27 protein-coding genes and 1 pseudogene are annotated in these 21,604 nt (G+C 59.1%); 13 read left to right on the top strand and 15 right to left on the bottom strand.

Annotated features, from left to right (window positions below; genetic code table 11):
- Positions 1-50: 50 nt before the first annotated feature.
- Positions 51-1,259 (bottom strand): HD domain-containing phosphohydrolase, encoded by a 1,209-nt coding sequence (locus MKS11_RS09410; protein WP_004203727.1) that lies wholly within the window; start codon positions 1,257-1,259, stop codon positions 51-53.
- A gap of 303 nt (positions 1,260-1,562) precedes the next feature.
- On the opposite strand from MKS11_RS09410, the gene fraE reads away from it, so the two are divergent.
- The 4 genes from fraE to MKS11_RS09390 all read left to right on the top strand — a co-directional run bounded on the left by fraE (position 1,563) and on the right by MKS11_RS09390 (position 5,301).
- Positions 1,563-2,606, top strand: coding sequence for a fructose-asparagine asparaginase (gene fraE / locus MKS11_RS09405; RefSeq protein ID WP_284109509.1), 1,044 nt, complete (start codon positions 1,563-1,565; stop codon positions 2,604-2,606).
- Positions 2,607-3,264: 658 nt separating this feature from the next.
- On the top strand, positions 3,265-4,179 hold the full coding sequence (gene lpxP / locus MKS11_RS09400; RefSeq protein WP_017898648.1) for a kdo(2)-lipid IV(A) palmitoleoyltransferase: 915 nt from the start codon (positions 3,265-3,267) through the stop codon (positions 4,177-4,179).
- An 89-nt stretch (positions 4,180-4,268) separates the two neighbouring features.
- Positions 4,269-4,907 carry a leucine efflux protein LeuE gene (gene leuE, locus MKS11_RS09395; protein ID WP_004203730.1) on the top strand — a complete coding sequence of 213 codons (639 nt, stop codon included), beginning with the start codon at positions 4,269-4,271 and terminating at the stop codon, positions 4,905-4,907.
- A 130-nt stretch (positions 4,908-5,037) separates the two neighbouring features.
- Positions 5,038-5,301 (top strand): DUF2534 family protein, encoded by a 264-nt coding sequence (locus MKS11_RS09390; protein WP_004203731.1) that lies wholly within the window; start codon positions 5,038-5,040, stop codon positions 5,299-5,301.
- A 59-nt stretch (positions 5,302-5,360) separates the two neighbouring features.
- Here MKS11_RS09390 and MKS11_RS09385 read toward each other — a convergent pair whose 3' ends face one another.
- The 4 genes from MKS11_RS09385 to MKS11_RS09375 form a co-directional block, all read right to left on the bottom strand.
- Positions 5,361-5,486 carry a hypothetical protein gene (locus tag MKS11_RS09385; RefSeq protein WP_004203733.1) on the bottom strand — a complete coding sequence of 42 codons (126 nt, stop codon included), beginning with the start codon at positions 5,484-5,486 and terminating at the stop codon, positions 5,361-5,363.
- Positions 5,487-5,604: 118 nt separating this feature from the next.
- Entirely contained in the window at positions 5,605-5,679 is a 75-nt protein-coding gene (yoaJ, locus tag MKS11_RS27680) for a protein YoaJ (protein WP_137910537.1), read from the bottom strand.
- Entirely contained in the window at positions 5,679-5,780 is a 102-nt protein-coding gene (locus MKS11_RS09380; protein ID WP_004150782.1) for a YoaK family small membrane protein, read from the bottom strand. Before MKS11_RS09380 ends, yoaJ begins: the two co-directional genes overlap by 1 nt.
- A gap of 57 nt (positions 5,781-5,837) precedes the next feature.
- Positions 5,838-6,851, bottom strand: coding sequence for a sensor domain-containing diguanylate cyclase (locus MKS11_RS09375; RefSeq protein WP_017898645.1), 1,014 nt, complete (start codon positions 6,849-6,851; stop codon positions 5,838-5,840).
- A gap of 300 nt (positions 6,852-7,151) precedes the next feature.
- Between MKS11_RS09375 and MKS11_RS09370 the strand changes: the two genes are divergently transcribed.
- On the top strand, positions 7,152-7,391 hold the full coding sequence (locus MKS11_RS09370; protein ID WP_004203736.1) for a DUF333 domain-containing protein: 240 nt from the start codon (positions 7,152-7,154) through the stop codon (positions 7,389-7,391).
- Here the strand turns inward: MKS11_RS09370 and MKS11_RS09365 are convergent.
- Positions 7,381-7,719, bottom strand: a complete 339-nt coding sequence (locus tag MKS11_RS09365; protein WP_072140546.1) for a DUF488 domain-containing protein — start codon at positions 7,717-7,719, stop codon at positions 7,381-7,383. The genes MKS11_RS09370 and MKS11_RS09365 overlap by 11 nt on opposite strands.
- Positions 7,720-7,723: 4 nt before the next feature.
- Positions 7,724-8,233 carry a DUF523 domain-containing protein gene (locus MKS11_RS09360; protein ID WP_049004563.1) on the bottom strand — a complete coding sequence of 170 codons (510 nt, stop codon included), beginning with the start codon at positions 8,231-8,233 and terminating at the stop codon, positions 7,724-7,726.
- Between the two features lie 145 nt (positions 8,234-8,378).
- On the opposite strand from MKS11_RS09360, the gene MKS11_RS09355 reads away from it, so the two are divergent.
- Positions 8,379-9,071, top strand: a complete 693-nt coding sequence (locus MKS11_RS09355) for a CTP synthase (RefSeq protein ID WP_004203741.1) — start codon at positions 8,379-8,381, stop codon at positions 9,069-9,071.
- Positions 9,072-9,102: 31 nt separating this feature from the next.
- Here the strand turns inward: MKS11_RS09355 and MKS11_RS09350 are convergent, their stop codons facing one another.
- Complete coding sequence (locus tag MKS11_RS09350) at positions 9,103-10,278, bottom strand: CynX/NimT family MFS transporter (RefSeq protein WP_072140547.1); 1,176 nt, start codon at positions 10,276-10,278, stop codon at positions 9,103-9,105.
- A gap of 107 nt (positions 10,279-10,385) precedes the next feature.
- Here MKS11_RS09350 and MKS11_RS09345 point away from each other — a divergent pair, with 107 nt between their 5' ends.
- The gene (locus MKS11_RS09345) at positions 10,386-11,180 is read left to right on the top strand and encodes a helix-turn-helix domain-containing protein (RefSeq protein ID WP_072500731.1); all 795 of its coding nucleotides are present in this window, start codon (positions 10,386-10,388) and stop codon (positions 11,178-11,180) included.
- On the opposite strand, the gene MKS11_RS09340 is transcribed toward MKS11_RS09345, so the two are convergent.
- The 3 genes and pseudogenes from MKS11_RS09340 to MKS11_RS09330 all read right to left on the bottom strand — a co-directional run bounded on the left by MKS11_RS09340 (position 11,164) and on the right by MKS11_RS09330 (position 12,480).
- Positions 11,164-11,610 (bottom strand): DUF441 domain-containing protein, encoded by a 447-nt coding sequence (locus MKS11_RS09340; RefSeq protein ID WP_004203746.1) that lies wholly within the window; start codon positions 11,608-11,610, stop codon positions 11,164-11,166. The two genes, MKS11_RS09345 and MKS11_RS09340, sit on opposite strands and share 17 nt — an antisense overlap.
- A gap of 117 nt (positions 11,611-11,727) precedes the next feature.
- The gene (locus tag MKS11_RS09335; protein WP_048294505.1) at positions 11,728-12,228 is read right to left on the bottom strand and encodes a YbaK/prolyl-tRNA synthetase associated domain-containing protein; all 501 of its coding nucleotides are present in this window, start codon (positions 12,226-12,228) and stop codon (positions 11,728-11,730) included.
- A 95-nt stretch (positions 12,229-12,323) separates the two neighbouring features.
- A pseudogene (locus tag MKS11_RS09330) lies at positions 12,324-12,480 on the bottom strand (hypothetical protein).
- Between MKS11_RS09330 and MKS11_RS09325 the strand changes: the two are divergent.
- Complete coding sequence (locus MKS11_RS09325; protein WP_075201759.1) at positions 12,475-13,611, top strand: glycosyltransferase family 9 protein; 1,137 nt, start codon at positions 12,475-12,477, stop codon at positions 13,609-13,611. The pseudogene MKS11_RS09330 and the gene MKS11_RS09325 sit on opposite strands and share 6 nt — an antisense overlap.
- Positions 13,612-13,781: 170 nt before the next feature.
- On the opposite strand, the gene MKS11_RS09320 is transcribed toward MKS11_RS09325, so the two are convergent.
- Positions 13,782-14,024 carry a DinI family protein gene (locus tag MKS11_RS09320; RefSeq protein ID WP_004203750.1) on the bottom strand — a complete coding sequence of 81 codons (243 nt, stop codon included), beginning with the start codon at positions 14,022-14,024 and terminating at the stop codon, positions 13,782-13,784.
- 270 nt (positions 14,025-14,294) lie between these two features.
- Here MKS11_RS09320 and MKS11_RS09315 point away from each other — a divergent pair, with 270 nt between their 5' ends.
- Both MKS11_RS09315 and MKS11_RS09310 read left to right on the top strand, forming a co-directional pair.
- Positions 14,295-14,714 carry a translesion error-prone DNA polymerase V autoproteolytic subunit gene (locus MKS11_RS09315; RefSeq protein ID WP_284109508.1) on the top strand — a complete coding sequence of 140 codons (420 nt, stop codon included), beginning with the start codon at positions 14,295-14,297 and terminating at the stop codon, positions 14,712-14,714.
- Between the two features lie 2 nt (positions 14,715-14,716).
- Positions 14,717-15,982, top strand: a complete 1,266-nt coding sequence (locus tag MKS11_RS09310) for a Y-family DNA polymerase (protein WP_004203752.1) — start codon at positions 14,717-14,719, stop codon at positions 15,980-15,982.
- Between the two features lie 6 nt (positions 15,983-15,988).
- Here MKS11_RS09310 and MKS11_RS09305 read toward each other — a convergent pair whose 3' ends face one another.
- The gene (locus MKS11_RS09305; RefSeq protein WP_017898609.1) at positions 15,989-16,894 is read right to left on the bottom strand and encodes a LysR family transcriptional regulator; all 906 of its coding nucleotides are present in this window, start codon (positions 16,892-16,894) and stop codon (positions 15,989-15,991) included.
- 166 nt (positions 16,895-17,060) lie between these two features.
- Here MKS11_RS09305 and MKS11_RS09300 point away from each other — a divergent pair, with 166 nt between their 5' ends.
- Complete coding sequence (locus MKS11_RS09300) at positions 17,061-17,810, top strand: SDR family oxidoreductase (RefSeq protein ID WP_023317977.1); 750 nt, start codon at positions 17,061-17,063, stop codon at positions 17,808-17,810.
- An 88-nt stretch (positions 17,811-17,898) separates the two neighbouring features.
- Here MKS11_RS09300 and MKS11_RS09295 read toward each other — a convergent pair whose 3' ends face one another.
- Positions 17,899-18,492, bottom strand: a complete 594-nt coding sequence (locus MKS11_RS09295; RefSeq protein WP_049092539.1) for an ester cyclase — start codon at positions 18,490-18,492, stop codon at positions 17,899-17,901.
- Positions 18,493-18,494: 2 nt separating this feature from the next.
- Positions 18,495-19,604, bottom strand: a complete 1,110-nt coding sequence (locus MKS11_RS09290; RefSeq protein ID WP_049092540.1) for an alkene reductase — start codon at positions 19,602-19,604, stop codon at positions 18,495-18,497.
- A 100-nt stretch (positions 19,605-19,704) separates the two neighbouring features.
- Between MKS11_RS09290 and MKS11_RS09285 the strand changes: the two genes are divergently transcribed.
- Together MKS11_RS09285 and MKS11_RS09280 are read left to right on the top strand one after the other, a co-directional pair.
- Positions 19,705-20,613, top strand: a complete 909-nt coding sequence (locus MKS11_RS09285) for a LysR family transcriptional regulator (protein WP_004203758.1) — start codon at positions 19,705-19,707, stop codon at positions 20,611-20,613.
- Between the two features lie 124 nt (positions 20,614-20,737).
- Complete coding sequence (locus tag MKS11_RS09280) at positions 20,738-21,595, top strand: MurR/RpiR family transcriptional regulator (RefSeq protein ID WP_004203760.1); 858 nt, start codon at positions 20,738-20,740, stop codon at positions 21,593-21,595.
- Positions 21,596-21,604: the final 9 nt, after the last annotated feature.

Here is a 21,604-nt window from a genome sequence, read left to right as displayed (position 1 = left end):
GAAGCGGTTTTAATTATAGAACCCGCCCCCGGTTATGACGGCGGCCCGCTTCAGGGACGGTGCTCGCTGCGGGGGTGTTCAAGGGTCTGAAGAATGATGGCGTGTAGCGTTTCCGCATGGTGGCGTAAAACGAGAAAGACATCGCGATCCAGAGCGCCATTTATAACATCCGTTTCCATAATCTGTAAGGCCTCCTGCCAGGCCATCCCTTTACGATAAGGGCGATTTTCGGTCAGGGCGGTGAAAATATCGGCGATGGAGATAATCCGGTCGGCGAGGGTCAGGTGATCCTTTTCGAGATGCAGAGGGTAGCCGCTGCCGTCCAGTTTTTCATGATGATTCGAGGCCCAGTTGATAATGTCGCCAAGCTCGCTGTAGTCGCTCAGGAGATCTCCGGTCATGTAGCTGTGCTCGCGTACCTGACTCAGCTCGTCGTCATCCAGCTCGCCCTCTTTTTCCAGAATAGAAAGAGGGATATAAACTTTACCAATGTCATGCAGATAGCCGGCAACCTGTATTTGCTGGCAGGTGGGCTCTGGCAGCTGCATCCAATGGGCAAGCTGGCGGGCGATTTCCCCGACCATAATACTGTGGCTGGCGGTAAAGCTGCTGTAGGTGTCGACAATTTTGGCAATCAGCAGGCAGACATCTTTCAGACCGTCAATATCCAGATATAGCGTGTTGATGGGAGCAATAATTTCCAGCAGCCGTTGAATATGCCCGGGATGCAGGTGCTGCCAGAAGCTCGCATTTTCAGCGACCTCGCACAGGGTATCGCAGAGCAGCGGATCGATCTCCCGGTGCAGGGTGACGAACTGCTCCACCACTGCCCGCGTGGGCCACGCGGCCACGCGGCTATCCGCCGGCAGCAGCCGTTCAAAGGCATCGGCGAAATAGACAATATGCTGTTCGCGGCTGCCGCGGTGCTCCGGGCTAAAGTGGTGGTCGCGAATAAAGGGGACGATGGGCTGGAAGGTTGCTAACCCCTCAAGCATCGCCGCCCCCTGGCGCTGATGCGGATCGTGGATATTATCGATGGCATCCAGCGAATGGATGGTGCGTCTATCACCCAGTACGCCGATATCGTGCAGCAGCGCGGCGCAAAAAATGGTCTGCTGACGCTCGGCAGGCAGCTCCAGCCTTTGCGCCAGCGTCAGCGCGATTAAGGCCGTTCGTTGCATATGCCGGTGCAGTTCAGGGTTAATGATCTGAATGACGTTGGTGGTCAGCATCAGGGCCGACTTCAGGGCAATGCGCATTTCTGTTCTCCGTTCGCGTCACCTGGCGGGCATAAATGACCTTGAGGGTGACGGAAGTGTCGATAATCTGATCGCAATGCGTGTTGTGTGTTGCTGAACGGGTAAAATCTCATAATGTATGGGGTCATGGCGCCTGCCCGGTTCAGATCCAGTCATGCACCAGATTTGGGCGATGTTGAGGCGAGAACCTTATTATTGTCTGATAGTTAACCATTTACCCCCCGTAAAAGATATCAATTCTGGCAAGCCCTTTGCATTAAGCAAGCGTAAGTTTGATTAATGTCTATGAAGGGAGTGACCTGTATGAATTTTAGAGCATTACTTGCCATTGCGTTACTGACGATAAGCAGCCTGGCGTTTAGCGAGACGCGTTTACCGCATATTGTCATTTTAGCCACCGGCGGGACGATTGCCGGCTCGGCGGCCAGCAATACCCAGACGACGGGCTATAAAGCCGGGGCAATTGGCGTGCAGACGCTGATTAACGCCGTGCCGGAAATCAGTAAAATTGCCCACGTCGAAGGTGAGCAGGTGGCGAATATCGGCAGTGAGAATATGACCAGCGATATTATTCTGCAGCTCTCGAAGCGGGTGAATGCGTTATTAGCCCGGGATGATGTCGATGGCGTGGTGATCACGCATGGCACCGACACCCTCGATGAAACCCCTTATTTCCTCAATCTGACGGTGAAAAGCAATAAACCGGTGGTCTTTACCGCCGCGATGCGTCCGGCGACGGCGATCAGCGCCGACGGGCCGATGAATCTGCTGGAAGCCGTCACCGTCGCCGCCGACCCGGATGCCCGCGGGCGCGGGGTAATGGTGGTGCTTAACGACCGCATCGGCGCGGCGCGCTTCGTCACCAAAACCAATGCCACCTCGCTGGATACTTTCCGGGCGTCGGAGGAGGGTTATCTTGGCGTCGTGGTGGGGGGAAAACCCCAGTTTGAAACGCGGGTGGATAAGGTCCACACTCTGCGCTCGGTCTTCGATGTGCGTCAGCTGAAGGCCCTGCCGAAAGTGGTAATCATCTATGGTTACCAGGACGACCCGGAGTATATGTACGATGCGGCGATCGCCCATCATGCCGACGGTATTATTTACGCCGGCACGGGGGCAGGTTCGGTGTCGGTACGTAGCGCCGCCGGTATTAAAAAAGCGCAGCAAGCGGGCATCGTGGTGGTGCGCGCCTCCCGCACCGGCAGCGGCGTGGTGCCGCCGGACGACAGCCAGCCCGGGCTGGTGGCCGATTCCCTCAATCCATCGAAAGCGCGTATTCTGCTGATGACGGCGCTGACGCAAACGAAAGATCCGCTGCTGATCCAGCAATATTTCCACACCTACTGATCCTCTGCCGCCGGGGCGTCCATCACGTCTTCGCTGCGGTTTGCCCTAAAGTGACCCGATGTCGGGTCACTGTCCGCGCTAAACGCGGTGCTTTATGCCGGTAAGGCGTAAAGAAATATTTTTTCAGCGGCGGGTAAGGGCGGTATTAACGCGCAAACAATTGCCAGGGCGCTTATTTTTAAAGCATCTTTAAATAAGTCTATTCTTAATTATTCCCTTAAGGCGATTTTAATATTCCTTATGCTCACGGATAAAAAATGAGTCACGCTGAAGGGGGAACCCTTTTATTTTTTCACGGCACAGACGAAGAGCTTGGAGACGCGGGCAGGCTGCGGGCCGTGTGGCTGAGCGGGCATCAGACCCCGGCAGACAAGGCGTTCTCGCGTCGGGTTTCGATTATGTCCGGTAGTAACGCTGATGATTAGCGTGAAAATGATATGCACGATGAATATATTAAGAAGAGGATAAGATTTAAGTTTACATTTAGTAACATTTGTGCCGCAATTATGTTTTTTTGTCAGCACGTTGTTTTTTACTTGCCGGAGGGAATTTCAGCGGATTAGTATTGTCCTACATGCTGTACGTACCGCCTAATGATGATAAATGGATTCTGTTTTCCTTAAGCGTTACCACATAATTAATGTTTACAGGAAAAATCATGGCCTGCGTATTTAATAAACAACTTTTACACCCGCGCAACTGGCTGACCTGGTTTGGGCTCGGCATCCTCTGGTTGATTGTACAACTGCCTTATCCGCTGCTGCATTTTATCGGCACCAGCGCGGGTCGTCTTTCCCGACGTTTTCTCAAACGCCGCGAACATATCGCCCGGCGCAATATTGAACTCTGCTTCCCGGAGATGTCGCCGGCGGCGCGCGAGACCCTGATCGATCAAAACTTTATGTCGCTGGGAATGGGGCTGATTGAAACCGGCATGGCCTGGTTCTGGAGCGACGAACGGGTCAAAAAATGGTTTGATGTCGAGGGCTTTGCCAACCTTAATCATGCGCTTAGCGGCGGGAAAGGGGTGATGGTCGTCGGCGTGCACTTTATGTCGCTGGAGCTGGGCGGGCGCGCCATGGGGCTGTGTCGTCCAATGATGGCCACCTATCGTCCGCATAACAGTCCGCTGATGGAGTGGGTGCAAACCCGCGGTCGCCTGCGCTCGAACAAAGCGATGATCGATCGCAACAACCTGACCGGCCTGGTACATGCCTTAAAATCAGGCGAGGCGGTATGGTTTGCTCCGGACCAGGATTACGGCCCCAAGGGCAGCGTGTTTGCGCCGTTTTTCTCCGTCCCGCAAGCGGCAACCACCAACGGCACCTATGTGCTTTCCCGCTTATCGGGGGCGAAAATGCTGAGCATTAGCATGGTGCGCAAGCTGGATCGCCAGGGCTACAGCTTGCACATTAGCGAAGTGATGAATGACTATCCCGGTGAGGATAAGCAGATCGCCGCCGGCTATATCAACAAGGTGATTGAGCGCGAGATCCTCCGCGCCCCTGAGCAGTATCTGTGGGTGCATCGCCGTTTTAAAACCCGCCCGCTGGGTGAACCTTCCGTCTATTAACCTTCCCGCACAGGCTGCGCTTTCAAAATCCCGACAGTTGGGGTAACGTGAGCCGGATCATGTTTTAGTCGTGCGCGAAGGAGTGCAGAGTGTTCGCTGAGTTTGGTGTTCTGAATTATTTGACTTACCTGGTCGGGGCGGTGTTTATCATCCTCGTCCCTGGCCCTAATACGTTTTTTGTGCTGAAGACGGGCATTGCCCACGGCGTGAAGAAAGGCTATCTGGCGGCGGCGGGCGTCTTTATTGGCGACGCGGTGCTGATGTTTCTGGCCTTTGCCGGCGTGGCGACGCTGATTAAGACCACGCCGGTGCTGTTTAACGTCGTCCGTTACCTCGGGGCGATTTACCTGCTGTGGCTGGGGGGCAAAATGCTCTATGCGGTGCTGACCCAGCGTGACGGCCAGGCCGACGCCAGCGCAGAGCCGGCGAGCGCGATCCTCAAGCGTTCCCTGACCCTGAGCCTGACCAACCCGAAAGCGATTCTGTTTTATGTGTCGTTTTTCGTGCAGTTTATCGATGTCAACGCCAAAGCGCCCGGGGTGGCGTTCTTTATTCTGGCGCTGACCCTTGAGGTGATTAGCTTCTGCTATATGAGCTTTTTGATCCTCTCCGGCTCGTTTGTCACCCGCTACGTCAAAACCCGCAAGAAGCTGGCTAAACTTGGCAACAGCCTGATTGGCCTGGTTTTCGTTGGGTTCGCCGCGCGCCTGGCTACCCTGCAGTCCTGATCCCCACGGGCCGGTTACCCACAGACCGGCCCGCCGCCTCTTATTCTGTCCTGTAACAAAAACCCTTCATTTTTTATTGCATTGGTGTTACATATACAGCCGTTTATCGCTCAGCAAAAAGGAAGCCCGGATGATTCTGCAAAAACTCCTCAGCAATAAAAACTGCAAAAAATACTGTCTGTCGCTCGCGGCGGTGTTTGCTATCGCGCTGGCGGTGGTGGGACGGGCGACCTTTGGCGGCGTGGTGAGCGAGTACAATATGCCGTACTCGGAGTGGACGACGTCTATGTTCTTCCTGCAGGGGGCGATGGTGACAGTTTACAGCATCGTCTTTACCGCGCTCTTCGCTATTCCGCTCGGCTTTATTTTCCTCGGCGACGAGCGTCAGGATTAAGCGTCAACGGGCGAACCGCGGTTCGCCCTGTCTTATCGGCTCATCAACAGCGTGAAGCATTAATCATCGTCATGATAATGGTGATGGTGGTGGTGGCGATGGTGGTGATACCCATCGTCAACAATGCATCCCGATAACAGCGTGCACAGCGCAATAATCAACGGTAACACGATCGGCTTTTTCATCCTTACTTCTCCCGCTATTTTTCTTTCCCCGTGGCCGAGAATGCCGCGGCGGATAACGTGAGTGTAAAGCGTTAACTTATTGATGGGATAGGACAACTCCGCAATATCGTCGCGGCGATCACCACCAGCCGAACTGGGCGCCGGCCACCGCCACGATGGCGACAACCAGCATAATAATGGTGCTTTTTTTCATTATGCCCCGCCCGGCGCCGCATAGCCGCCGACAAAAAACCAGCCGAGAAAGACGACGGCGATGATAAAGATCGCCACCGGGAAAAGAATACCCAATTTCATGATAGTGTCCCTGTACCCACGAATGATGCCCTGCATGATACTGGATATCGCGTGACTTTAGTCAATATGAATAAAATTCTCCTGCCGGCGAGACTTCTTATCCTGATACATCGCCTCATCGGCAGCGCGTAAGGCCGCTTCAACATCGATACTCTGCGGATCGCAGATGACCACCCCGAAGCTGGCGCCCTCATAGTTGATACGCTGTTCGCCGAGGAAGTAGACCCCGCACAGGGCCTGGCGCAGGGTGGTGACATACGCCTGCTGCGCTGCAGGCGGCTGGGCGCTACCGACGATCAAAAACTCATCGCCGCCAAGGCGGCCAACGATATCTTCACGGCGCGCGACGGCGGTGAGTCGTTCACCGACCTGCACCAGAAAGCTGTCGCCGCACGGATGGCCGAACCGATCGTTAATGGCTTTGAAACCGTCGAGATCGATAAAAATGAGCGCGACCTGTTGCTGCTGAGCGCGGGCGGAGGCAAAGCGTAGCGCCAGTTGCTTAAATAGCGCGCGGCGGTTAGGGAGCTGGGTGAGCTCATCGGTAGACGAGTGCAGCTCCAGCGCGACGTTTGCCGCCTGCAGCTGTTGCACCAGGGTGTCTTTTTCCACGTAGTGGGAAATGAGCTTCGCGAACAGGCCCATGACCTGTTCACCTTCAAGGTTATAAGGCTGTTGTTGCCGGCTGGTGGCGCAGAGGGTACCGAACAGAGATCCGTCGGCCAGGCGCACAGGAATGCTTAAAAAGGTGGCGATCCCCAGCTCCTGGGCGGCGATACAGGAGTGCCAGCGACGGGCGACGTCATTGCTAAACGTACACTGATCCTCAAGGGCGCGTTTGCACAGGGATTCATCCCAGGGGACGGAAAACCCTTCCGGGATCTGCATTTCGCTGCTGTTGTGGGCGAACATGATCTGCTGCCGCTGGGCGTTGATATCGATGCGGGTAAGGTAGGTGGACTCCATTCGCGTCACCGCCTCCAGCATCTCCAGCAGCTGGCGCACCAGGGTTTCCAGGGACTGTTCCGTAGCGAGGGTTTGCGACACCCGGGCAAGAATAAAATCTGACATGAATAATACAGCTCCAGCACGCCAAACGTCACCCCAGCATATTGGGCTGCAAACGGACATCAGCGTCGAATAAACAGTGATATTTTTAAATTTATCACATCTTTCTGGGGAATACTTGTCGACTCGCCGGGAAAAAAGCCCCGTCGGGGGCGACGGGGAAAAACTCATTGATTATGGAATGATCTGTTCTCTGGTCAGTTCGAGAACAGGGGCTACTCTACGGGGGAAAAGTGCAGGCAAGATGGAGAAACCATGGAGATTCAGGCTAAAATCCCCGGGAATTGGAGAAAGGGAGAAAAGATGAAAAAGTTACTGGCTATTTTGCCCCTGGCGCTGGCCGGCTGTGCCCAGCCGCAGCCCACCGCGCCGACGAAAACCATCGGCATGCCCAATCCCGCGGCGGTCTACTGTCAGCAATCCGGCGGCACCCGGGTGCCGGTGCAAACGCCGCAGGGCGTCAGCACCCAGTGCAAGCTGCCCAGCGGCGAAACCCTTGATGAGTGGGCGCTGTGGCGCCGGGACCATCCGGCTAAATCGTAACCGGCAGGGCCGCCAGCCAGGCGGCCAGCACCCGGGCATGATTCTGCTCGGTGTTCTTCGCGGCGTACAGCAGCGTCAGCGTCTGGCGCTGCGCCAGCGCCGCCAGCCGCAGGCCCATGTCGCGATGGGCGTCGAGCTCCTGAAGATAGCGCTGGCTGAAGTGGTCGAAATCGATCGCCTCGCCGTGAAAGGCTTTCCGCAGCTCAGCGGACGGCGTTAACTCTTTACACCACTCATCACAGGCCAGCGCCTCTTTTTTAATCCCCCGCGGCCAGAGACGGTCGACCAGCACCCGGTAGCCGTCGCTGCTTTCCTGCGGATCGTACACCCGTTTACATTGAATCATCATCCTGCTCCCTCTGTGCCATCCAGGCGAGCAACTGCGGGATCTGCCCGTCGGAAAATACCGTGATGCCGTGGGCGCGCAGCAGCTCGGCGGCCACGCCGGCGCCCGCTTTGCGCCGCCCGCGAAAGGAACCGTCATAGATAAACTGGCTGCCGCAGGTGGGGCTGCCGTCGGTGAGTAACGCCGCCTGACAGCCCGCTTCCCGGGCGGCGCTGAGCGCCAGCCAGGCGGCCAGCTGATAATGTCCCGTGACGTCGCGGCCGTCGCTTTCCACGATCCGCGCCCGCCCGGCAAGCACATCGCCGCCGGCGCCGCCGAGGATCTCCGCCGGCAGGCGGGGCGTCGGCAGACCGGCCGCCAGCTCCGGGCAGTGGATCACCAGACGATCCGCCTGCTGCCAGCGGGACAGGGTCGCCGCCAGCTGCGCCTTCTCGCTACCGTTATATCGCACCTGGAATCCCATCAGGCAGGCGCTGACCAAAAGCTTACTTTTCATCCTCTCTCCCTTTTGCGCTTGCTCCAGTATACCTCACCCGCTGGCCACGGCGGTGGGGGGAAAATAAGGATTGTGTTCCACAGAGGGGATCGCTATCCTGACGTGCCTTGTGCTGCTCGTCTCGTCCAGACATAAGGAACCTGCTATGAAAACCCCTTTACGCCTCGCCCTTGTCGGCGATTATCACCCCGATATTGTTGCCCATCAGGCCATTCCCCTGGCAATAGACGATGCTGCCGCCGTGCTGGAGCAGCCGGTGAAATATGACTGGCTCGCCACCCCGTCGATCGCCTCCGGCGACGCGCTGGCGGAGTACGATGCCGTCTGGGTCGTTCCCGGCAGCCCGTATCGTCACCCGGAAGGCGCGTTTACCGCTATCCGCTATGCCCGTGAAAACAGCATTCCTTTCCTCGGCACCTGCGGCGGCTTTCAGCACGCGGTGATTGAATACGCCCGTAACGTGCTCGGCTGGCAGGATGCCGGTCATGCGGAAACCGACAGCGAAGGGCGGATGGTGATCGCGCCCCTCAGCTGCTCGCTGGTGGAGGCTTCTGCCGTCGTCGAGCTGCGGGCGAATACGCTGATTGCCCGCGCCTATGGTCGGGAGAGCATTGAAGAGGGCTACCACTGCCGCTACGGTGTGGACAGCGCGTTTGCCGCGGAGCTGGAGCAGGGCGATCTGCGCGTCACCGGCTGGGATGAAGAGGGTGAGATCCGCGCCGTCGAGCTGGTGACGCACCCGTTTTTTGTCGCCACCTTGTTCCAGCATGAGCGCCACGCGCTGGACGGGCGTCCTGCGCCGCTGGTGCAGGCGTTGCTGCGCGCCGCGGCACAATAACCCTACCGGCAGCGCCCGCTGCCGGTCATCTTCAGGGATGAATCTCCCGGTCGCGCCCGGCGAGGGCGCCGCAGATCGCCATCACCAGCGAAATCAGCGCCACCGCCAGCAGCGGAATATGCCAGTCGCCATTGGCATCGTGGATCCTGCCCATCAGCGGCGGCCCGCAGGCGGCCAGCAGATAGCCGACGCTCTGCGCCATCCCCGACAGCGCCGCGGCCTGGTGCGCCGAGCTGGCGCGCAGGCCGATAAACGTCAGGCCGAGGATCATCGTGGCTCCGGAGCCAAAGCCGAACAGCAGCGTCCAGCCGATCGCCAGCCCTGGCAGTAGCCACAGCCCGGCGGCGCTGATGGCGCACATCAGGGCGACCAGCACCGCGATCCCGCGCTGGTCGCGCAGCCGATGCAGGATCAGCGGTATCGCCAGGCCGGGCGCAGCGGTCGCCAGCTGCAGCAGGCCATGCAGCGAGCCGGCCTGCGCTTCGCTATAGCCCATACTCTGCAGAATCGACGGCAGCCAGCCGATAATCACGTAATAGACCAGCGAGTTGATGCCGAGGAACAGCGTCACCTGCCAGGCCAGCGCCGACCGCCAGATCCCCCGGTTATGCATGGCGCCTGAGCCGGTCAGCGGGGCCTCCGCTTGACGCCGGGACTGCGGCAGCCAGCTGAGGAGCGCCAGCAGCGGAAAGATCATCAGCAGCAGCAGCGCCCCGCGCCAGCCGAATCCGGCCATCGCCACGGGGACCACCAGCGCCGAGCCTAGCGCCGCTGCGCCGCCCATCGTCAGGGAATAGGCGCCGGTCATCCGCGCGACATGCTGCGAGAAATCCCGTTTAATCAGCCCGGGCAGCAGCACGTTTCCCAGCGCAATGCCGCAACCGATCACCGCCGTGCCGATAAACAGCCATGCAGCGGAGGGCAGGGAGCGCAGGGCAATGCCGGCGCAGATCAGCAGCATCGCCAGCAACAGGCTGCGCTCCATGCCGAACCGGCGGGCAACCCCTGCCGCCAGCGGCGAGACAAGGCCAAAGGCCAGCAGCGGCAGGGTGGTGAGCAGCCCGGTCTGCGCGGTGGTCAGGCCATAGTCGCTACGAATCGCGTCCAGCAGCGGCGCCGCGCCGGTAAAGACCACGCGCAGGGTGGTGGCGATGAGCAGGATACCGGCAATCAGCAGCGCGGAGCGGCGGCCGGTGGAGGAGGTCACAGAAGACATATCATTCTCAAAGTAACTAAAGAGGGGGGTTACGATAGCGACTTTGTCCTCTGTTTAAATCAAGCTAAAATGACAGATTATCGCTAATATCGGACAACATGATGATCGGACTGGGTCTGGATGGTTATGAACCGGACAGTGGCCACGAATCGGCCATTGCCTTTCGTATTCGGGTGGTGGAGGCGGAGCAGTATATTCCGGCGCATTCCCACCGTAAGGGGCAGCTGATCCTCGCCCTGCACGGCGCCTTAACCTGCGAGGTGGAGAACGCGATGTGGATGGTGCCGCCGCAGTATGCGGTGTGGGTCCCGGGGCAGCTTTCCCACAGTAACCGCGCCACCCCCGGCGCCCAGGTGTGCTTCCTGTTCATCGAGCCGGGCGCCGCGCCGATGCCGGACCGCTGCTGTACGTTAAAGATTTCCCCGCTGGTGCGGGAGCTGATCCTCGCCCTGGCGGAACGCGGCGGGGAGTCGCTGGCCGCCCCCGCCACGGCCCGGCTGGTGCAGGTTCTGTTTGATGAGCTGCCCCGTCAGCCGCAGGAGCACCTGCAGCTGCCGGTATCGAACCACCCGAAAATTCGCCAGATGGTGACGATGATGGCTGAGGATCCGGCGCGCTGGCAGACCCTGAACCAGTGGGCGGCGGAGTTCGCGATGAGCGAGCGCAATCTGGCGCGGCTGGTGGTGCGTGAAACGGGGCTGAGCTTTCGCCGCTGGCGCCATCAGCTGCAGCTGATCCTTGCACTGCAGCAGCTGATCCGCGGGCAGACGGTACAGCAGACGGCCCAGGCGCTGGGCTACGATTCCACCACCGCCTTCATCACCATGTTTAAGAAAGGGCTTGGGCAGACGCCGGGCCGCTATCACGGCAGCCTGGCTACGACTTCCCAATAAACAGCGAGATGATCCCGGCGGCAATCAGCGGCCCGACCGGGACGCCGCGAAACAGGGCGACGCCGAGCACCGTACCGACCAACAGCCCGGCCACCAGATGCGGCTGGGAGCCCATCAGCGAGACGCCGCGTCCGCCAAGCCACGAGACAAACACCCCGACCGCAATCGCCAGCAGCGATTTCCAGTTCATAAAGGAGTGGATCAGCGTCGATGGCGGCAGCGTGCCGCTGGCGATGGGCGCCATCACGCCGATAGTCAGAATGATGATCCCGACGGTCAGGCCCTGCTTCTCAATCCAGGGAAAGAAGGCGTTCAGCGGCGTGACGCGCACGATAATCAGCACGAGGATGGAGATTGCTACGGTGGTGTTATGACTGATAAAGCCGAGCGCCGCCAGACCCAGCAGGATCAACAGGGTGGTATCAAACATGTACAGAGGTCCTTGCCAAAAAAAGAATGCCAAAAAATATCCTGCTGACTCTACGCATCGTGGCGTGAATAAACAGGATTTTTACGCCATGCGGCGGAAATCAGGGCCGATGCCCGGTTAGCTAAGACGGCGAAAGGTCGCGATCTCCGGTCGGGCGATATGTAAATAGTCTTCGGTATCGAGAATGATCGATCGGTCCAGGCGCCCGGCGTTAAAGGCGATTTGTGGGAAGCGCTCAAACAGCAGCGGGTCGGCCACCAGCCGCAGCGCCGGATGGAAACTGAAGGGGGGAATGGCGCCGAACGCGCAGGCGGTGAGCGCTTCCACTTCCGCCGGGCTGGCCAGCGAGGCTTTGCTGCCGCCGATATGCCGGGCCAGGCTGGTGAGGTCGGCCTGCCGATCGGCGGCGAGGATCGCCAGCACATGCTGGTTGACGCCGTTTCCTTTGACTTTACAGACTAACGCTTTCGCGCCCTGGCCAAGCGCGGTGCCGCGGATCGCCGAGACGGCTTCGCACTGGCCGACCGCCTCGTGCGCCATCACCCGATAGCGCGCCTGATGTTCGTCGAGCAGCGCGCACAGCCGCTGATGGATATTACCTTCTACTGCTTCAAGCATAGCGTCCTCCTGACTTCATAAAGCAGCCAGCTTAGCGCTGTTGCGCCGGCCTGCCAACGGTGGGCCGGCAAATTCACTATTCACTCATTATTGCTTCACAGTGCTGTGGTGCAATCCCGCAGGGCTGGATGAGTTTTGTAAATAAAAAAAAGAATGATTTTCATTTTTAATCGAACTTTTTTTATTTCGCTCAGTCTCTATCGGACGACACAGAATATTAATGATTGCCGTAATGAGGTTAGGATGATGCACGATGCAACCATGCAGGGCTCCCCACGCAAGAAGTTTAATAAAATAAGGGAGCTCAACAGACGGCGAAATTACTTTACTAAGAAAGTACGTAATGCCCTGCGGGTGGGCGTGGCGAAAGCGCTCTGGGATCGCCGACGCCGTCAGCCGGTGGATTTGTCGTCCGCGAAAACCGTCTTACTGATGCGCAATGAGGGGGCGGTCGGCGATGTGGTGGTGGATTCCGCGCTGGTGAAATGCCTGCATCAGTCAGGCTATATCGTTGATTTCCTGCTGACGACCTCTAATAGCCAGGTGATGCGTTATAACCCGCGGATCCGCTATATTTATGAAGCTGACCCGGTTACGTCAGCCGATTTTTTGCGAAAATTTAATCATAACGTTCCCCGCGATGTTATTAATGAACTGGCTAATAATAAGTACGATATTATTATTGACCCTTCGCTGTTCGATATTCCCGTGCATCGCCTGCGGCTTTTCCGACAAATAAAAGCGAAATCGGTGCTCGGGTTTAATAAATGGCCGTCGATTAAGCATTACTCCCACTCTTTTGATTTTGACTGCCAGCGCTGGCACGTGACGAAAACGTTCGAGTTGATCGCCGATTATCTCAAACTGGACACCCGCGGGCTGGACGCTTACGACCTGGCGGTGCCCGGGCCGATTATGCAGGAGGTGGCGCAGTATCTGGCATCGCTGAGCAGAAAAGCGGTAGTGATTAATATTTTTGCCGGCCATGGCGACCGCAGTCTCTCGCAGACGCAGTTGGTCGAACTGCTCGACAAGCTGCTGGCTCGCCATCCGGGGATCGCGGTTATTCTGCTCGATCACCGGCGTGAGATCCGCATCCCGCTGCCGCCGGAGGTGGTGATTAACCCATTTAACACGTTACACCATGCGATGGCGCTGATCGCCCTGGCGGAGCTGATTATCTCCCCGGACACCTCGGTGGTGCACATGGCAGCGGCGTGGAACAAACCGCTGATCGCGGTCTACAAGGACGTTCTGCTTAATAATCGGCTGTGGGCCCCGGGCTATGACAACGCCAGACAGATTATTGTTAAATGCGGGAAGGTGCATGAGCATCGCGAGCTGGTGGATAGAATTATAGCGGCGCTACCGGAGACGCTGTGAGGCGATGAGGGGAGACAGGTAGGGCTCACCTGCTGGCCGTATGCAAGAGCCAGCAGGTGAGCGAAGGTTGCATTGCCAGTCTGCAACCGCCGCTATTGTACTGTTGCCCGTGGCTCTGCCACATCCGGGAAAGCTCTTAAAGAGGGGGGCGCCGCGACTAACGGGCGGCATTACTCTTCAGTGAGCCACATGTCCGCCTCTTCAAACATCTCCTGCACCGTGCGGCTGATCAGCTCTTTTTCATGCTTGCTGGCGTCGGTGTTGATCGCCGGCAGCGTCATCATCGGCTTCACGCGCACTTCCGCCTCCGGGAAAATGCGCTGCATGCGTTTGGTCAGCTCGTTAAGAATGGTCTCTCTGGCGCCCGGCAGCCCGGCAAAATTGCGCTTGTCATAAATCAGTTCCACAAACATCTTCTGTCCTCTGTATGCTGATCGCGGGCGTTAGTTTTACTGTATTAATGTACAGTGTCAAGAGAATGCCGCGGCGCGGCGCATCTACCACCTTGCGCGGCGGGCGGGCTGCGCGCAAAAGCAGCAAACGGTTCGCGGGCGCTGAAGAGGACCCCCATTGACATCAAGGAGTTATTTCAGTGCTGGCGATTGATAGCTGGAGCCGATATTGACCGGCAAAACAGGCAAAACTACTGTATATATATTCAGTATTGTGTGATGGGTTAAAAAATGAACTTTTACACGCCGGTTGAGCTACGTCAGATTGTCTCCTTTCCCTTTTTTGCCGACCTGGTGCAGTGCGGCTTTCCCAGCCCGGCCCAGGACTATGTCGAGAAGCGAATCGACCTCAACGAGCTGCTGGTGCAGCATCCCAGCGCGACCTATTTTGTCAAAGCCGCAGGCGACAGCATGATCAATGCCGGCATTGACGAAGGCGATCTGCTGGTGGTGGACAGCGCGCGTAAAGCGGAGCATGGCGATATCGTCATTGCCGCCGTCGGCGGCGAATTTACGGTAAAAAAGCTGCAACTTCTGTCCCGGGTGCAGCTTAACCCGATGAACCCGGCCTATTCGCCCATCGTGGTCGGCCGCGAGGAGACGCTCGATATTTTCGGCGTGGTGACCTACATCATCAAGGCGGCGGGTTGATCATGTTCGCGCACTGTGATGTGAACGCCTTTTATGCGAGCTGCCAGACTGCATTCCGGCCAGACCTGAAGGGGCGGCCGGTGGTGGTGCTGTCGAACAACGATGGCTGTGTGATCGCCCGCTCGGCGGAGGCGAAGCCGTTTGTGAAAATGGGCGAACCCTACTTTAAGCAGAAGGCGGCGTTTCTTCGCCACGGCGTCGTGGCGTTCAGCAGCAACTATGAGCTGTACGCCGACATGTCCAACCGGGTAATGACCACCCTGGAAGAGCTCGCCCCGCGCTGCGAAATTTACAGTATCGATGAAGCCTTTTGCGATGTCAGCGGCGTGCGCCACTGCAAAGATCTGACCGACTTTGGCCGGGAAATCCGCGCCACGGTGCAGCAGCGCACCCATCTGACGCTGGGCGTCGGGATCGCCCCGACCAAAACCCTGGCGAAGCTGGCCAACCACGCGGCGAAGCAGTGGCAGCGGCAGACGGGCGGGGTGGTGGATTTATCCTGCCCGCAGCGGCAGCGGAAGCTGATGGCGCTGTTGCCGGTGAGTGAGGTCTGGGGCATCGGGCGGCGGATCGGTAAAAAGCTCGAGGCAATGGGGATCGGCACGGTACTCCAGCTGGCGGAGAGCGATATCCGCTTTATCCGCAAGCACTTCACGGTGGTGCTTGAGCGAACGGTACGGGAGCTGCGCGGCGAGCCTTGCCTGGCGCTGGAGGAGTTTGCTCCCGCTAAGCAGGAAATTATCTGCAGCCGCTCGTTCGGGGATCGCATTACGGCCTATGAGGATATGCGCCAGGCGATCTGCAGCTATGCCGCGCGGGCAGCAGAAAAGCTGCGCGGTGAGCATCAGTACTGCCGGTTCGTCTCCGCCTTTGTCAAAACCAGCCCCTTCGCGCTGAATGAACCCTATTACGGCAACAGCGCCTCACTGAAGCTGCTGACGCCGACGCAGGATTCCCGGGATATTATCGCCGCGGCGACAAACTGCCTGGACGCCATCTGGAAAGCGGGGCATCGCTATCAGAAGGCCGGGGTGATGCTCGGCGATTTCTACAGCCAGGGCGTCGCCCAGCTGAACCTGTTCGACGAGCTTGCCCCGCGGCAGAACAGCGCCAGGCTGATGCAGGTGCTCGACCAGCTGAATGCGAAAAACGGCAGGGGGGCGCTCTATTTTGCCGGCCAGGGGGTCCAGCAGCAGTGGCAGATGAAGCGAGAGATGCTATCGCCGCGCTACACCACGCGATACGGCGACCTGCTCCGCGTCAGATAACGCGCGCTATCCCTGCACCGCAGACGGAAAAACCGCCGCCAGCCAGTCAATAAAGACGCGGAGCCGGGGCGGGACGTGCCGGTGCCGGGCATAGACAACGTGAAAAGGATAGGGGGCCGGGCGCCAGGCGCTGAGGATCTCCACCAGCTTGCCGCTCGCCAGCGCCGGTTTCAGCGAATAGGTAAAGGTCTGCACAATGCCTAAGCCCGCCTCGCCGGCGGCAATATGCGCGTTGCTCTCATTGATGCCGAGATGGTGCTCCGTCTTCAGCTCGGTGCTGACGCCGTGACGGGCAAAACGAAACGGAAACGCTCTGCCGCTGGCCGGCGACAGGTAGCTGATGAGCCGGTGGCCATGGTTCAGTTCATTCGGTGAGGCGGGCGTACCATAGCGCTGAAGATAGCCCGGGGTGGCGCAGGTAACCAGCGCCGCCTCGCCGATTTTACGGGCAATCAGCGTCGAGTCTTCCATCGGTCCGCCGCGGATGGCGCAGTCAATATTGCCGCCGATCAGGTCCGAGGGCTTATCGGCCACTTGCAAATCGATACGGATATCCGGCCAGGTGGTCATAAAGTCCGCCAGCAGCGGGATCAGCACATCGCGCGCGGTCGACCCGCCGATGGCGATCCGCAGATGGCCCTTTGGCTTATTGCGGGCGGTATTGAAGGCGGCGTCGATCTCTTCCAGGTCTTCCAGCAGGCGCCGGGCCTTTTCATAGTATTCCCGTCCTTCCGGCGTCACGGTGATACGCCGCGTAGTGCGCTGCAGGAGAGAAACCCCAAGATGCGCCTCCAGTTGCTGAATGGTTTTGCTGAGGGTGGCGTTGGGCATATTCAGCGAGTCCGCGGCGCGGGTAAAGCTGCCGGCTTCGACAACGCGGGTGAAGGCTTTAAGAGCTGAAAACCGGTCCATTATTCGCTTTATCCTGGTTACTGGAGGTGATTATCCACCGAGGGGAAGAGTGTTTTTCAGATTAGGCCATTTTTCCGCCTCGCCGGGACGATTACAGTGCTTTCCATACCCGGCGGGGCGCTTTCGCGAGCCTGGCCTGTTTATACTCTAACCAAGGAAATGCACCATGAGCAAAAAACTTGCGGATAAAGTGGCGTTAGTCACCGGCGGCAGCGCCGGGATTGGCCTGGCGTCGGCGAAAGCGCTGGCGGAGCAGGGCGCGAAGGTGTACATCACCGGCCGCCGTCAGGAGGAGCTGGATGCGGCGGTAAGATTCATCGGACCCGCCGCCCGCGGGATCCGCGCTGATGCCGGCGTGTTAAGCGACCTTGACGCGGTATTTGCGACCATTGCCGACGAGTCCGGCCGGCTGGATGTACTGTTCGCCAATGCCGGCGGCGGAGACATGCTGCCGCTCAGCGCCGTTACCGAAGCGCACGTTGACCGGATTTTTGCCACTAACGTGCGCGGGGTGGTGTTCACCGTGCAGAAAGCGCTGCCGCTGCTCACCGACGGCGCCTCGGTGATTTTGACCGGCTCTACGGCGGCGGTAAAAGGGACGGCTAACTTCAGCATCTATAGCGCCAGTAAGGCCGCAGTACGCAGCCTGGCGCGCTCCTGGGCGCTGGAGGTTAGCGACCGCGGGATCCGCATCAATGTGGTCAGCCCGGGGCCGGTACGTACCCCGGGTCTGGGAGGGCTGGTGGCGGAGGCGGATCGCCAGGGCTTGTTCGATGCTCTGGCCGCCGGCGTACCGCTCGGGCGGCTGGGCGAGCCGGAGGAGATTGGCCGGACGGTGGTGTTTTTAGCGTCGGATGAGTCGAGCTTTATTAACGCCGCAGAGATCTATGTCGACGGCGGGCTGGCGCAAATCTAAGCGCCGGCTGGCGCCAGGCGAGCCGTCCCAGCGGAGACCGGGGCGGCTCGCCGTGTTGGCGATCGCTGACGCACCGTCCGGGGGCGGCTTATTGCGCGCCCAGCTGTTTCATCAGCGTCAGGTTATCTTCAATATGCCAGTTGGCGGTAATTTTACCGCCGCGGATCTGATAGATATCGGTGGCGATAAAATCGATATTTTGTCCCTTACCCTGCCGGGTGCCGAAGGTCCCGGTAAAGCGGCCATGAAAATGTAAGTGTGAGACCACCCGGTCACCGGCCACGATCATTTGTTCGACATCACAGCGTAAATCCGGCACCGCCTGGCGAAACGCTCTGGAGGCGAGGATCGCCCCTTCCGGCCCCTGTCGGCGACCTTCCGGGGGCGTTTTATCGATAAAATTCTCCGCCAGCGCCGCCCGGGCCAGCGCGGCATCACCGGTATTCCAGAACGTGGCATACTGCCTGGCGACATATTCATTGGCGGCGCGTGTGGCTGCGGGAAGGCTGTCGTCAGCGATGAGTTGCGCCGGCTTCAGCAGATCCTGTTGGGCTGCATACGCGGAGCCGGACATTGCGACAAGCAGCAGCGCGGTGGCGCAGCGATGGCGCGTGAGGCCGCGTCTGGCCTGCGTGCGGGCAACCGCGACACCACGGCCGGCAGGTAACATTTTGCGGGTCATTTTCACTCTTTATGCTCCGTATAGAAGGGATAGTCGGTATAGCCCGCCGCCGTGCCGCCAAACAGCGTGCCGGGATCGCTGACGGTCGCCAGCGGCCAGCGGTGCAGAAGCCGCTGCGGCAGGTCGGGATTGGCAATAAACGGCCGGCCGAAAGCCACGAGGTCGGCGAGACCGGCGTCAAGAATGCGCTCCGCCTTCTGCTGATCGTAATTCCCGGCCACGATCAGCGTGCCGCTGAAGGTCGCGCGCAGCGTGTCGCGGAAGTGTCGGGGAACGGCTGGGGCATCGTCCCAGTCCGCCTCCGCCAGATGGATAAAGGCGATGCCCTGCTGTTCGCACCAGGCCGCCAGGGCAAGGATGGCGTCGATCACCTGCGGGTCATTCATCCCGCGCTGGGTAATGAAGGGGGAAAGGCGGATGCCCGTCCGCTCGCGGCCGATTGCGTCGCCGATGGCGGTCAGCACCTCCTGGGCAAAACGGATCCGGTTGTTCAGGCTGCCGCCGTACTCATCGGTACGCTGGTTGGCGGTCCGCCGCAGGAACTGGTCGATCAGATAGCCATTGCCGCCGTGTACTTCCACGCCGTCAAACCCCGCCGCGATCGCATTGCGCGCCGCCTGACGGTAATCGGCGACAATACGCTGGATATCCGACCGGGAGAGCGCCCGCGGCGGTGAACAGTCCACCATCTGGCCCCGGCCCTGCTCATCCACCACCCAGACCTGGGCGTCCGGCGCCAGCGCCGAGGGGGCCACGGGTTGACCATCCGCATGAAAACGGGCGTGCGACATGCGTCCCACGTGCCAGAGCTGAGAAAAAATAACGCCGCCGGCCTGATGTACGGCTCGGGTCGTCAACTGCCAGCCGGCAATCTGGTCTGCGGAATGCAGGCCGGGCGTCCAGGAATACCCCTGTCCCTCGGGAGAGATTTGCGTCGCTTCCGTAACGATCAATCCCGCGCTGGCGCGCTGGCGGTAATACTCCGCCATCAGCGCGGAGGGGATATTTCCCGGCTGCAGCGCGCGCGCCCGGGTCATGGGAGCCATGACGATACGGTTTTTCAGCGGCAGCGTACCGATGCGATGACGATCAAAAAGTGAGAGCGTGTTCATAGTGGTGTCCCTTGCGAGTGGAATGGAAATCACTTTACAGTCGGGACCTGATTTTGATAATTAGACGAAAAATAGATTCACTTTTCGGGATATACGAAAAATGGGCAAGCTGGAAGATATGGCGCTACTGGTGGCAGTCGCCGAGGCGGGGGGACTCTCCGCCGCCGGTAGACGGTTGTCGCTTTCGCCGGCCACCATGACGGCCCGCCTGAAGGCGATGGAAGAGCGTTACCAGACCCGCCTGTTCCATCGCTCCACGCGCGCTATCACCCTGACCAACGCGGGGGAAGATTTTTATCATGCCGCGCGGCGCGTACTGGAGGAGGCGCGCCACGCCGAGTCGTTGCTGACGCAAAAAGAGGGCGTCCTGAGCGGCGATATTCGCCTTTCCGCCCCCTCCGACTTTGGCCGACAATACCTTAGCCCGGCCATCGTCGACTTTACCCGCCGTCACCCGGAAGTGACCTTTTCCGTCTACTTAGGCGAGCGCGTGGAGGATCTGGTCGCCAACCGGCTGGATATGAGCATTCGCGTCGGTAATCTGCCGGACAGCAGCCTGGCCATCCGCCACATCCGTCCTAACCACCGGGTGCTGGTGGCCTCGACGGCTTACCTTGCCGCCCGTGGAACGCCGGCTTCGCCCGAGGCGCTGCATCATCACCGCTGCCTGGCGCTGGAGCGGCATGGTGTGGTGATGAACGAGTGGCGCTTTGAGGAGGCGGGAAAAGAGCAGATCATCCGGGTGACGCCGGCGATGGTCTGCGACGATGGGGCGCTGCTGCGGCAGTGGGCGCTCAGCGGGTCGGGGATCGCCGGTAAATCATGGTGGGATGTGAAGAGGGATGTCGAGGAGGGGCGGCTTCAGGTGCTGTTTGCCGATCGCTTCACCGGATTCAGCCCCTTAGACCGCAAGGAGGTTGGGCTGCAGTTTGTCTTTCCCCAGCGAAAGCTGCAACCGCCGCAGGTGTCGGCGTTTATGGCGTTTTTTATCGACTGGCTGGAGAAGTGACGGGCAGCGCGGTTCGCCATGCTCAGGAGCGCAAAGGATGGCCCCCGGGTGTTAGACCAGCCTATAGAGTCTTGATCTCAAATATGATTAGATAGCTTTCACTTAAAACCAGTCAGTGGCTGCCATGAATCTCAGGGAAAAAATCATTAATGAATTCGGCGGGTTGTCGCCCGAGCTGCAACGCGCCGCCGAGTTCTCACTGCAAAATGCCAGTCAGCTGGTGGTGTTATCAATGCGTGCCTTCGCGGCGGAAGCCGGGGTAAAACCGGCGACGCTGCTGCGTCTGGCGCAGCGACTGGGCTACCGCGGCTGGAGCGAGCTGAAAAGTGATTTCATTGACGATCTGGGGCTGCGCAATGATACATACGTATCAAAAGCGGAAAAAATGATGGCCCGCGGAACGCAAACGCAGCTGTATAAAGAGGTTTTTCAGGCGCATCAGGCGAATCTGACCTTTACGCAAAATGAAAATGCCCAGGAGATGGAGCAGGCGGTGACCTTGCTCGATAGCGCGGAGAATGTCTATATCTGCGGATTCCGCGCCAGCTTTCCGATCGCGTGGTCGCTGTTCTATGTCTATCGACTGTTTAACCGCCAGGTGTCATTGATCGATGGCCTGGCCAGCAATATCGAAGTCTTTACCCGCGAACTAACCGCCCGGGACTGCGTCTTACTCACCAGCTTTGCTCCCTATTCACGCGAATCACTGGATGTTTTACAGGCAGCCCGGCAGGCCGGGGCGAAGATCCTCGCCATTACCGACTCGCCGGTTTCCCCCTTAGCGCAGGCGGCAGACTGCACGCTGCTGTTCTCCATCGACAGTCCGTCATTTTTCCCTTCCGTGGTCTCCGGCATGGGCCTGGCGGAGTGCCTGCTGGCGATGCTGGTGGTGCGCCACGGCCGGGAGGCGGTGAGTAAAATTGAAAATGCCGAACGCTATCTTATTGAGTCTGGCGCCTACGTGATCCCCGGTAAGTCCTGATAAATGATT

The organism is Klebsiella sp. K5-45, assembly GCF_030128605.1.
Taxonomy (GTDB): Bacteria; Pseudomonadota; Gammaproteobacteria; order Enterobacterales; family Enterobacteriaceae; genus Klebsiella; species Klebsiella quasipneumoniae.
This window is presented reverse-complemented; position numbering and strand designations above follow the sequence as displayed.

Coding starts and splice junctions, on each gene's coding strand:
- MKS11_RS09295 (WP_049092539.1), bottom strand. CDS start 18,492: ATGACCCGCAAAATGTTACCTGCCGGCCGTGGTGTCGCGGTTGCCCGC.
- MKS11_RS09285 (WP_004203758.1), top strand. CDS start 19,705: ATGGGCAAGCTGGAAGATATGGCGCTACTGGTGGCAGTCGCCGAGGCG.
- MKS11_RS09375 (WP_017898645.1), bottom strand. CDS start 6,851: ATGTCAGATTTTATTCTTGCCCGGGTGTCGCAAACCCTCGCTACGGAA.
- MKS11_RS09300 (WP_023317977.1), top strand. CDS start 17,061: ATGAGCAAAAAACTTGCGGATAAAGTGGCGTTAGTCACCGGCGGCAGC.
- MKS11_RS09335 (WP_048294505.1), bottom strand. CDS start 12,228: ATGCTTGAAGCAGTAGAAGGTAATATCCATCAGCGGCTGTGCGCGCTG.
- MKS11_RS09310 (WP_004203752.1), top strand. CDS start 14,717: ATGTTCGCGCACTGTGATGTGAACGCCTTTTATGCGAGCTGCCAGACT.
- MKS11_RS09390 (WP_004203731.1), top strand. CDS start 5,038: ATGATTCTGCAAAAACTCCTCAGCAATAAAAACTGCAAAAAATACTGT.
- MKS11_RS09290 (WP_049092540.1), bottom strand. CDS start 19,604: ATGAACACGCTCTCACTTTTTGATCGTCATCGCATCGGTACGCTGCCG.
- fraE (WP_284109509.1), top strand. CDS start 1,563: ATGAATTTTAGAGCATTACTTGCCATTGCGTTACTGACGATAAGCAGC.
- MKS11_RS09380 (WP_004150782.1), bottom strand. CDS start 5,780: ATGAAATTGGGTATTCTTTTCCCGGTGGCGATCTTTATCATCGCCGTC.
- MKS11_RS09305 (WP_017898609.1), bottom strand. CDS start 16,894: ATGGACCGGTTTTCAGCTCTTAAAGCCTTCACCCGCGTTGTCGAAGCC.
- MKS11_RS09410 (WP_004203727.1), bottom strand. CDS start 1,259: ATGCGCATTGCCCTGAAGTCGGCCCTGATGCTGACCACCAACGTCATT.
- MKS11_RS09325 (WP_075201759.1), top strand. CDS start 12,475: ATGCACGATGCAACCATGCAGGGCTCCCCACGCAAGAAGTTTAATAAA.
- MKS11_RS09280 (WP_004203760.1), top strand. CDS start 20,738: ATGAATCTCAGGGAAAAAATCATTAATGAATTCGGCGGGTTGTCGCCC.
- MKS11_RS09320 (WP_004203750.1), bottom strand. CDS start 14,024: ATGTTTGTGGAACTGATTTATGACAAGCGCAATTTTGCCGGGCTGCCG.
- MKS11_RS09370 (WP_004203736.1), top strand. CDS start 7,152: ATGAAAAAGTTACTGGCTATTTTGCCCCTGGCGCTGGCCGGCTGTGCC.
- MKS11_RS09360 (WP_049004563.1), bottom strand. CDS start 8,233: ATGAAAAGTAAGCTTTTGGTCAGCGCCTGCCTGATGGGATTCCAGGTG.
- MKS11_RS09385 (WP_004203733.1), bottom strand. CDS start 5,486: ATGAAAAAGCCGATCGTGTTACCGTTGATTATTGCGCTGTGCACGCTG.
- MKS11_RS09345 (WP_072500731.1), top strand. CDS start 10,386: ATGATGATCGGACTGGGTCTGGATGGTTATGAACCGGACAGTGGCCAC.
- lpxP (WP_017898648.1), top strand. CDS start 3,265: ATGGCCTGCGTATTTAATAAACAACTTTTACACCCGCGCAACTGGCTG.
- MKS11_RS09315 (WP_284109508.1), top strand. CDS start 14,295: ATGAACTTTTACACGCCGGTTGAGCTACGTCAGATTGTCTCCTTTCCC.
- MKS11_RS09340 (WP_004203746.1), bottom strand. CDS start 11,610: ATGTTTGATACCACCCTGTTGATCCTGCTGGGTCTGGCGGCGCTCGGC.
- MKS11_RS09355 (WP_004203741.1), top strand. CDS start 8,379: ATGAAAACCCCTTTACGCCTCGCCCTTGTCGGCGATTATCACCCCGAT.